Annotated in this window: 8 protein-coding genes; 6 read left to right on the top strand and 2 right to left on the bottom strand. The window is 65.0% G+C overall.

Annotated elements, in window-relative coordinates:
- Nucleotides 1-8 precede the first annotated feature (8 nt).
- A complete protein-coding gene (locus GTW58_RS12500; protein ID WP_425338848.1) occupies nt 9-1,313 on the bottom strand; it encodes an ISL3 family transposase in 1,305 nt (434 codons plus the stop codon).
- A gap of 857 nt (nt 1,314-2,170) precedes the next feature.
- Here GTW58_RS12500 and GTW58_RS12495 point away from each other — a divergent pair.
- Genes GTW58_RS12495 through GTW58_RS12470 form a run of 6 tightly spaced genes read left to right on the top strand, consistent with a single transcriptional unit; the run spans nt 2,171 to nt 8,000 of the window.
- Entirely contained in the window at nt 2,171-5,008 is a 2,838-nt protein-coding gene (locus tag GTW58_RS12495; protein ID WP_168023534.1) for a DUF4040 family protein, read from the top strand.
- A complete protein-coding gene (locus GTW58_RS12490) occupies nt 5,005-5,493 on the top strand; it encodes a sodium:proton antiporter (protein ID WP_119933816.1) in 489 nt (162 codons plus the stop codon). Before GTW58_RS12495 ends, GTW58_RS12490 begins: the two co-directional genes overlap by 4 nt.
- Nucleotides 5,490-7,046, top strand: a complete 1,557-nt coding sequence (locus tag GTW58_RS12485) for a monovalent cation/H+ antiporter subunit D family protein (RefSeq protein ID WP_119933815.1) — start codon at nt 5,490-5,492, stop codon at nt 7,044-7,046. Before GTW58_RS12490 ends, GTW58_RS12485 begins: the two co-directional genes overlap by 4 nt.
- The gene (locus GTW58_RS12480) at nt 7,043-7,399 is read left to right on the top strand and encodes a Na+/H+ antiporter subunit E (RefSeq protein WP_119933814.1); all 357 of its coding nucleotides are present in this window, start codon (nt 7,043-7,045) and stop codon (nt 7,397-7,399) included. The genes GTW58_RS12485 and GTW58_RS12480 overlap by 4 nt, the downstream gene beginning before the upstream one ends.
- Nucleotides 7,396-7,653 carry an MrpF/PhaF family protein gene (locus GTW58_RS12475; protein ID WP_047692369.1) on the top strand — a complete coding sequence of 86 codons (258 nt, stop codon included), beginning with the start codon at nt 7,396-7,398 and terminating at the stop codon, nt 7,651-7,653. The genes GTW58_RS12480 and GTW58_RS12475 overlap by 4 nt, the downstream gene beginning before the upstream one ends.
- Complete coding sequence (locus GTW58_RS12470) at nt 7,650-8,000, top strand: cation:proton antiporter (protein WP_119933813.1); 351 nt, start codon at nt 7,650-7,652, stop codon at nt 7,998-8,000. Before GTW58_RS12475 ends, GTW58_RS12470 begins: the two co-directional genes overlap by 4 nt.
- 64 nt (nt 8,001-8,064) lie before the next feature.
- Here the strand turns inward: GTW58_RS12470 and GTW58_RS12465 are convergent, their stop codons facing one another.
- Nucleotides 8,065-8,898 carry a PIG-L deacetylase family protein gene (locus GTW58_RS12465; protein ID WP_119933812.1) on the bottom strand — a complete coding sequence of 278 codons (834 nt, stop codon included), beginning with the start codon at nt 8,896-8,898 and terminating at the stop codon, nt 8,065-8,067.
- Between the last annotated feature and the right edge of the window lie 110 nt (nt 8,899-9,008).

Below are 9,008 nucleotides of genomic sequence, written 5' to 3'. Positions count from 1 at the left end.
CACGCTGTTCAGCGCGACCGGAACCATCCTGACCAGCCGGTCCCGGACCAGCCAGGTAGACACTCACAGATCGCCTCCGTGCCGCCGTTGTTGGCGCGGCTGGTGTCGAAGTAGGCCAGGAACGCTGCCCGCCACTGCTTCAGGGTCTTACCGAGCCGTCGGATCTCCGGGATCGGACAGGTCGGCAGCGAGGCCAGGATTTTCTCCGCGATCCGCCGGCCCTCGACCGTGCTCTTGGCCTGGTAGGCCGACCGGAGCTGTTGGGTGCACAGCCACGCGACGAGCACTTCGTCGTGACGTTCGTCGGCAGCGATCGCACGGTCGAGCCGTGCCCGTTGCCAGTCGGTGAGCTTCTCCTGCCCGCAGCGCAAGATCGTGCGGATGCCATAGAGCGGGTCGTTCTTGCGGCCACGGTGACCATGGATCTCCTGCTGCACCCGACGGCGGACCTCATCCACGGCCTGGGTACCGAGCTTGACGACATGGAACGCGTCCAGGACCGCGACCACGTCCTCGAGCTGGTCATCGATGGCGTTCTTGTAGCCGTGGAACGGGTCCAGTGTGGCGACCACGACACCGTCACGGAACTCCTGGCCACGTTCGGCAAGCCAGTCGCTGTACACCTTCCCGGACCGGCCCGGCACCAGGTCCAGCAACCGCGCCCGCGGCCTGCCGTCACCGTCGGGTGTCAGGTCGACCATCCCGGTCAGCTGCTTCGGACCGCGGCCACCCTCGGTGATCGGGAACTCGGACACGTGATGCCACACGTGCTCGTCCACGCCGAGTCGCGTCACGCCGGCGAACCGATCCTCGTCGTCGGCCATCTCCTGCAGAAGTGGCCGGATCGAGGACCACACCGTGTTCCACGTCGTCCCCAACTGTCGGGCGATCCCGCTGATCGAGCCGTGCTCACGGCGGATCTGATTGATCGCCCACCAGCAGGCCCGCGTGGTCAGCAGCGCCCGCGGTCGAGCGATGTCCTCGTCTTGCTCGGTGAACGCCTTCCTCGGGCAGGCTGCCTCCTGGCAACGCCAGATCCGCTTGCGCCACACCACTTGGACCGGGCGGTCGAAGCACGGCGCGTCGACCAGCGTGACGTCGCTGCGGCCGTGGCTGTGCGCAATCACGCCGCAGCTCGGGCAGCCCATCGGCGTCCGGGGCGACTCCACACCAACGACGAGCAGCCCGACGTCGTGGTCGTACTCGACGGCGGTCACGCGCAACCCACCGAGCCCGACCAGAAGATCGCAGCGCGAGCAGTAGCGGGTGTCGCGATGGCAGCGCGCAGCGATGTGCGCCGTAGGCTCGGACAACGTCGAGGTCCTTCGGAACGGTGTGCTTGGTCGCCACTGATCCTGAAGGCCTCGACGTCCCTCACCCCGCAGCCAAGCTCATACCGGCGCGCCTCTCACCCCCACCGCAACTCGGAAGAGCCACTTTGAGCATCTTGCCAGCTGTTCACCACACGAAAACTGCAGGTCACGGCACGTTAGGGCACATGTGGTCTACGCAGAGCCATGACGAGGCCAGGGCAATGAACGGTGGGATGGGTCGCTGACGCTGAGAGGTGAGTTGTCCCGGCCGTCGTCGTTGAGCAGTGAGTTGTGCCGCCCATCAGCGCTGATGAGCGGCACAGATCGCTTCTCGGCGGGGAGGGGGTCTGATTGGCGGCAGAACTCGCTTCTGGGCGGGAACGAGGACCGACCCGGCGGGATGCGCGTTACCCACGGTCGGATACCTTGCATCATCTCCGCCGAGTTGGCTGTTTGATCGCCCCTGAGCGGTTCAGCAGCGATCAAACAGCCTACTCGGCGGAGAGGGGGTGCCCTACCCCGGCGGAGAGGGTGGTGCCCAACTCGGCGGAAGGGAGAGGAAGGGGTGGGTGCCAGGCGGTCCCAGGGCCCTGAGACCCCGTGCGGATCCACAGCAGGCATGTAAAATCTGTCAAATGCCTCATCACGTTTTGCCAGAACCTCACGCCGGTTTCCAGCCGGTGTTCTGGCATGCCCAGCAACCGGGCACCAATGGATATGTTTCCACGTGGGGTGAGCAGCAGGCGGGTAGCCCGCCGTCACGCGTCAACGCCTGATCACAGGACCCAGCGGCCTGCCCTGCGCAACACCCAGGAGCTGGCCGCCATACCCGCTACCCGCTCGCACTAGGTGGTCTATTGCTTCTCACAAGCGTTGTCATCTCAGCCATCACCTGCCTCCTGGCGCCCCTACTCACCAAGGTGGCCGGCCGCAACGCCGGTTGGTTCCTGGCCCTGCCCTTGTTTGCTGCCGCCGCGGCGGTCATCAGCGCAGCCGCTGGAGGCCTGGACACTCCTGTGACGGAGTCCGTCCCCTGGATCCCGTCCCTGGGTGTGGAGTTCTCCCTGCGCCTGGACGGCCTGGGGCTCATGTTCGCCCTGCTGGTGTTGATCCTGGGCGGGCTGATCCTGGCGTACTCCTCCCGTTACCTGGGCAGACAGGGCAAGCACGGTTCGTTCTACCTGCTGATGACCACCTTTGCCGCCTCCATGCTGGTGTTGGTGCTCACGGACGATCTGATCGTGATGTTTGTGGCCTGGGAGTTCACCACACTGTGTTCGTTTTTCTTGATCGGCCGCTCCGGCCCGGACGCCCGGGAACCCGCCGTGCGCACCTTGCTGGTCACGGTGGCCGGCGGTCTGCTGCTGTTGGCCGCGGTGGCCATGATGGCCGTGGGCACGGGCACCACCCGCATCAGCGAGGTCCTCACCGATCCCATCTGGAGCACCGACGCCGCTTTCACCACCACCGTTGCCGTGCTCCTGGCCGGTGCCGCGTTCACCAAGTCGGCCCAGTTCCCGTTCCAGGCCTGGTTGCCGGATTCCATGGTGGCCATCACCCCGGTTTCCGCCTACCTGCACGCCGCAGCCATGGTCAAGGCCGGCATCTACCTCCTGTTGCGCTTCTCCCCCGCCCTGGCCGGAGAGACTGTCTGGACCGTTCTGCTGGTCACCTCCGGTCTGATCACAGCGCTGCTGGGAGCCGCCGGTGCCCTGCGCCGGTTCGACCTCAAGGAACTGTTGGCTTACTCCACCATCAGCCAGTTGGGTCTGCTGGTGGTCATGATCGGCGTGGGAACCCAGGCCACGCTCGCTGCCGCTGCGGTGCACACCGTGGCCCACGCACTGTTCAAATCCGCCTTGTTCATGCTGATCGGCGTGATCGATCATGAGGCCGGTACCCGCGACATCCGCAAACTCCAACACATGCGCCTGCGCATGCCGGTCACCCTGACCGCGCTGATCCTTGGTTCGGCCTCCATGGCGGGCCTCCCGCCGTTGCTGGGTTTTGTGAGCAAGGAAGGCATGTTCGCTGCGTTCCTGGAGGTCCCCGGGCCTGCGTGGTTCCCGGTGCTGTTGATTGCCGGAACAGCGACGACGTCCGTGCTCACCTTGGCCTATTCCGCTCGCATTGTCCTGGGTGCCTTCACCGGCAAGACCTTTGGCGCAGGCCAGACACAAACGGAGCCAGAGAAGGACGTTCACGAGGCTCCGGTCTCCTTCTGGATCGTGCCCGCTCTGGGTGCTGCAGCCGGGCTGGTCCTGGGTGTCCTCCCGTTCCTGTTGGACGGTCTGATCAGCCCGTCCGCCACCGCCGCCGTTGGTTCCCCCGTGGACACCCACCTGGAGTTGTGGCACGGCTTCAACGCGGCGTTGGCCATCTCCGCCGTCGTGATTGCCGCCGGTACCGCCCTGGTGCTGGCCCGCCGCCCCGTGGAGGCCTTCATGGTCCCGCGCGGCATCCCGTTCTCCGGGCTGACCGCCGTGGACTGGACCCGCAAGGCCATCATCCGCACAGGTGCCGTGGTGGGCAGCTGGTCCGGTTCCACCTCACCGCGCCGCCACCTTGGGATCCCCGCCGTGTGCTTGGCGATCATCGCCCTGGCTGGAGTGTTCACGGTGGGTGAGCTGCCGTCCGTCGTCGGGAATCCGTCCCGCCCGGAGGACTGGCTGCTGTTGATCCTGGTTGCCGCCGGTGTGGGTTCGGCGGTCTACAGCCGCACCCGGTACACCGCCATTGTGGTCACGGGCATCATCGGGTTCGCCATGACGGTCTGGTATTTCCTGCTGGGGGCAGCGGATGTGGCCCTGACCCAGTTGCTGGTGGAAATCCTGACCGTGTGTGTGCTGGTTCTGGTGCTGCGCCGACTGCCCAACCGCTTCCCGCGGGAATCCACCAAGGCGCGCATTGGCGCCGGCACCGTGGCTGTCCTGGCCGGTGTGGCCACCACCGTGGGTGTGCTGGCCCTGACCGGGCGGCGTGAGATGTCTGAGGCCGCCAACTACTTCATGACCCAAGGCGAGGACGCCACGGGTGGCGCCAACCTGGTCAACACCATCCTGGTGGACTTCCGTGCCCTGGACACCCTGGGTGAGGTCACCGTGCTGGGTGTGGCCGGCATTGCCATTGCGGCCCTGCTAAGCTCCCGAGCACCCGCTGCGATTCGTTCGGCCCGCCTGGACAGGGAAACCCCCATTTACAGCGCCGTGGAGAACTCTGTGTTTCTGCGCGTGACCACCAAGGTCCTGGGGCCGTTGATCATTGTGCTCTCCCTCTACCTGCTGCTGCGTGGACACCAGGAGCCGGGCGGCGGGTTCATCTCCGCCCTGGTGGGTGGCGCGGGCTTTGCCCTGCTCTACCTGGCTGCTCCATCGGATGCCGCGGCCCGGATCCGCTGGCCGTACCTGAGCCTGATCGGCGCCGGATTCATCGTGGGTGCCGGCACCGGGTTCCTGGGGTACCTGGAAGGCTCCTTCCTCACCCCGCTGCACGTGGAGATCCTGGGCATCAAGCTCACCTCACCGCTGCTGTTCGACGTCGGCGTGTACCTGGGAGTCCTGGGCGTGATGCTGGCGGCCTTCAACCTCCTGGGCCGCCATGACCGCCACTCCGACCCCACACACCCCAGCCACGACGCCGAAGACGACGAGCACGACGCCTACCTGACCGAAGACGACGAGGTGGCTGCACGATGACCATCGCCATAACCATCGGAATCCTGGTGGCCGGAGCCACCTACCTGTTCCTGCAACGGGAAATGCTGCGGATCATCCTGGGCTTCATCCTGCTGGGTCACGCCGGCAACCTGATCCTGATTGCCGCCGGCGGCACGGACCGCCGCGAGGAACCATTCGGCACGCCCGTGGACACCTCCGTGGTGGCCGACCCCCTGCCGCAGGCCTTTGTGCTCACGGCCATTGTGATCGCCTTCTCCATCACCATTTTCATGCTGGTCCTGGCGGTCACCGGCAAGGACGACGACGACACCACCGAACCTCACGGTGATGATGATGACCCCGAGTTCAACGTGTCCACCCTGCCCAAGGGCATCATCCAGCCCGAGGACGTCACCACGCAGAGCCTCAACATGGGGCTGACGGATCACGGCGGCAGCAGCCGCCTGGACACCACCGCACAGGCTGCCGCGCCGTCCGCCCAGCAGCAGGGGGGTGCGCGATGACCGCGGCCCTTCTGCCCTTCTTCATCGGCATCCCGTTTGTTTCAGCGGGCCTGCTGAGCATCTTTGGCAACCGCCCGGCGCTGCACGTGGGTCTGCTGATGGCCAACCTGGTGGGCTCCATGGTGGCCGGTTTCGCCTTGGTGGCTCACTTTACGGGTTCAGGTCCCATGGCCCACGGTGTGGCCCTGTGGCCGTTCGGCATTGCCATTCCGTTTGCCGCAGACATGTTCACCGCGCTGATGCTCTCCGTGACGGGTCTGCTGTCTGTGACGTGCGCAGTGTTCGCCCTGTATTCGGGCTATGCCACCTCCCAGTACCTCGCGCCCCTGCTGCTGGTGTTGGTGGCCGGTGTCAACGGCGCGCTGCTCACGGCGGATCTGTTCAACCTGTTCGTGTTTGTGGAGGTCATGCTGTTGCCCTCCTACGGGTTGTTCGTGTTGGCATCCCGGGCCAAGGCACCGTTCCGGCAGATCGCCGGGGCCCGGTTGTACGTGACCATCAACCTGTTGACCTCAACCATCTTCCTGGGTGGTGTGGGCTTTGTGTACGGCACGGCCGGCACCGTCAACATGGGTGAACTGGCGGGGCTGGCCCGTGAGGACAACACCGTGGCCATTGCCACCGCGGTGGTGCTCTTTGCCCTGAGTATCAAGGCTTCCGTGGTACCGGTTCACGGCTGGTTGGCCCGTGCCTATCCGTCCACGTCCCCCGCCATCACGGCGTTGTTCTCCGGTCTGCACACCAAGGTGGCCATATATGCCATCTACCGCATATACGCTGTGGTGTTCGACGGCGATTCCCGCTTCCTCTGGGTGGGAGTCCTGCTGTTCAGCCTTACCATGATCATCGGCGTGCTGGGGGCCGTGGGGGAAACCACCACCCGCTCCATCCTGGCCTTCCACATGGTCAGCCAGATCGGTTACATCCTGCTGGGCGTTGCCCTGTTCACGGAGTTCGGTCTGACGGCCGGCATCTTCTACCTGCTGCACCACATGATCGTGAAGGCTTCCCTGTTCCTGTCCACGGGCGCCATCGAGATCAAGTACGGCACCGGAACACTGGGCCGAGTGCCGGAGATCCTCAAACGGGAGCCGGTGATCGCCGTCGCGTTCTTTGTGGCAGCACTCTCCCTGGCCGGACTGCCGCCGTTCTCCGGGTTCGTGGCCAAGGTGTCCTTGATCATGGCCTCCATCCAGGCACAGGAAGTTGCTGCAGCCGTGGTGATGATTGTGGTCAGCCTGTTCACGGTGCTGTCCATGATCAAGATCTGGTCCGGGGTGTTCTGGGGCGGCAGGACCTCCAAGGACCAACCGGAAGTGGAACCCGGTCTGCCCGCCGGCACCAACGTGGGCACCTTGACTCGCCAACAAACGGAGCAGCTGGCTCAGCCCACCTCCCGGATCGGTGTGGGCCTGGCCGCCCCGGCCGTGATCCTGGCAGCCGTGACCCTGGGCCTGGGCCTGGGCGCGGAGATGCTCATGGGCCTGTCCCAGACAGCTGCAGCCGGATTGCTTGACACCAGCTCATACGTGAATGCGGTGATGAACTCATGACATGGCTGACCTGGCCCTTTCGGCTGATGTTCTTTGTCCTCTGGTTCGCCAAGGAACTGGTGGTCTCAAGCGTTGCGGTCATCAAGGACAACCTGACCCCCGGGCAGGACTCCACCACCGGCCTGACCCGCATGACCACCCGCTGCCGCAATGACTGGGAACTGACCCTGCTGGCAGCCCTGATCACGGTGACCCCTGGCACGCTGGTGATCGGCAACACCACGGAGAACGGGCGCCGTGTGCTGTTTGTGCACACCCTGTATTTCCCGGATGCTGACGTCTCCCGGAAGGAGCTTGCGGGCATGGAAACCCAAATGCTGACCGCGGTGCGCCGGGAAGGAGCCCCCTCATGATCGGCGTGGACATCGGCCTGGTCATCCTGACCCTGGCATGTGTTGCCTCCACCTACCGGATGTTTGCCGGGCCCACGGATGCCGACCGCGCAGCGGCAGCTGACCTGCTGCTGTTCGGTGTGGTGGGACTGCTGGCCTTGATCGGAGTGCGGACCACCAGCGCCTTCACCTTTGACATCGTGCTGGTGGCAGCCCTTGTGGGCTTCCTGGGAGCGGTCTCCTTTGCCCGTGCACTGACCAGGGGGAAACGATGAGCACAGCAGCAGCCGTCTTTGGCGACATCATGATTGTGGGCGGGGCCCTGGTTTTTGCCACAGCCGCCCTGGGTCTGTTGCGTTTCCCGGACGTCTACACCCGGATCTCCGCGGTGGGAACTGCGGCCGGCATCGGCATTGTCCTAGTGGTGGTGGGTGCGCTGTTGCACCAGCCCACCATTCCGGACGTGGTCAAGGTGCTGGTGATCATTGCCCTGCAGCTGATCACCTCGGCCATCGGCAGCATTGCCATTGCCCGCTCGGCCTATCTGATGGACGCCCACATCGATGAATTCGTGTTTGATGACCTGGCCGAACACCACACGGATGACGCCTGGCGGAGCTGACCCGCACCAGCCCCGGTCAGGTGGCGCTTCACGGCTGACCACCTGACCGGAGTGTGATGGCAGCTCAAAACGGCCACGTCTTCTGCAAGCCGTCCGGGCGGCCCACCTCCCGGTAGTACTCCGTGCCGAACGCGGCCTGGAACTGGTCCTGCGGGAGGGCCAGCATGTGCTGGACGTCCTCCTGGGAGCCGTGCGCGGCCAGAGCATTGCGCTTGACCGTCAACAACTCCGAGGTCAGTTCGATCGCCCAGTGCAGTTCGGATTCGGGCAGGCCCATGCCGTTGCCGTCGTCGCCGGGGTGATCGGGATCGAACAGGGCTTCCGGATCTGCACCGGCGGCCACTGCGGCTTCAAACCGACGCCGCATCTCATCCCGGTTCATGGTGTTTTCCAACAGGCGCACGGGCTTGGTCGCCAATTCTGCAGCACGGTGAGCCACCGTGTGCACCTTCACGTGGTCCGGGTGTCCGTAATTGCCGTGCCAGTCATAGCCCACCAGCACATCGGCGTTCTCCTGGTCCAGAATGGCCGCCACCTTGGCTGCAGCTTCCTCCACGTCCGCCACCATGAAACAACCCTCCAGGGAGTTCTGCTCCCATCCGGTCATCCCGGAATCCGAATAGCCCAACCACTCCACGCGGTGAATCCCGATCACCGCCGCAGCTTGGGCGGCCTCCTGGCGGCGGTGTTCCACCACGGACAGCACGGCAGCCCCGCCCTCTGTTGGTTTGGGTGGGGTTCCGTGATCGCCGTTGGTGGCAATGATCTCCACCACCCGGTGTCCCTCCCGGACGGCCTTGGCCATGGTCCCGGAGGTTCCCGAGGATTCGTCGTCTGGATGTGCGTGCAGGAAAACCAGGACGGAAGTGCGACTGTGGAGTGCATTGCTTTCTGACATGTTTGGAACAACTGTGCTGGGGGCACTGCTAGCGGACATGCCAATCTCCCTGTAGGCGGACACGTACCTCCCTGCTGATGGACAGCTGATCTCCCTGTCCATGGCCATGG

The organism is Kocuria subflava, assembly GCF_012163155.1.
Lineage (GTDB): Bacteria > Actinomycetota > Actinomycetes > Actinomycetales > Micrococcaceae > Kocuria > Kocuria subflava.
Note: the sequence above shows the minus strand (reverse complement) of the source record. Positions and strands in the feature narration are given on the sequence as shown.

Excerpts from the sequence above, each read along its gene's own strand:
- GTW58_RS12490 (WP_119933816.1), top strand. The coding sequence starts at position 5,005 with ATGACCATCGCCATAACCATCGGAATCCTGGTGGCCGGAGCCACCTAC.
- GTW58_RS12485 (WP_119933815.1), top strand. The coding sequence starts at position 5,490 with ATGACCGCGGCCCTTCTGCCCTTCTTCATCGGCATCCCGTTTGTTTCA.
- GTW58_RS12480 (WP_119933814.1), top strand. The coding sequence starts at position 7,043 with ATGACATGGCTGACCTGGCCCTTTCGGCTGATGTTCTTTGTCCTCTGG.
- GTW58_RS12475 (WP_047692369.1), top strand. The coding sequence starts at position 7,396 with ATGATCGGCGTGGACATCGGCCTGGTCATCCTGACCCTGGCATGTGTT.
- GTW58_RS12470 (WP_119933813.1), top strand. The coding sequence starts at position 7,650 with ATGAGCACAGCAGCAGCCGTCTTTGGCGACATCATGATTGTGGGCGGG.
- GTW58_RS12465 (WP_119933812.1), bottom strand. The coding sequence starts at position 8,898 with ATGTCAGAAAGCAATGCACTCCACAGTCGCACTTCCGTCCTGGTTTTC.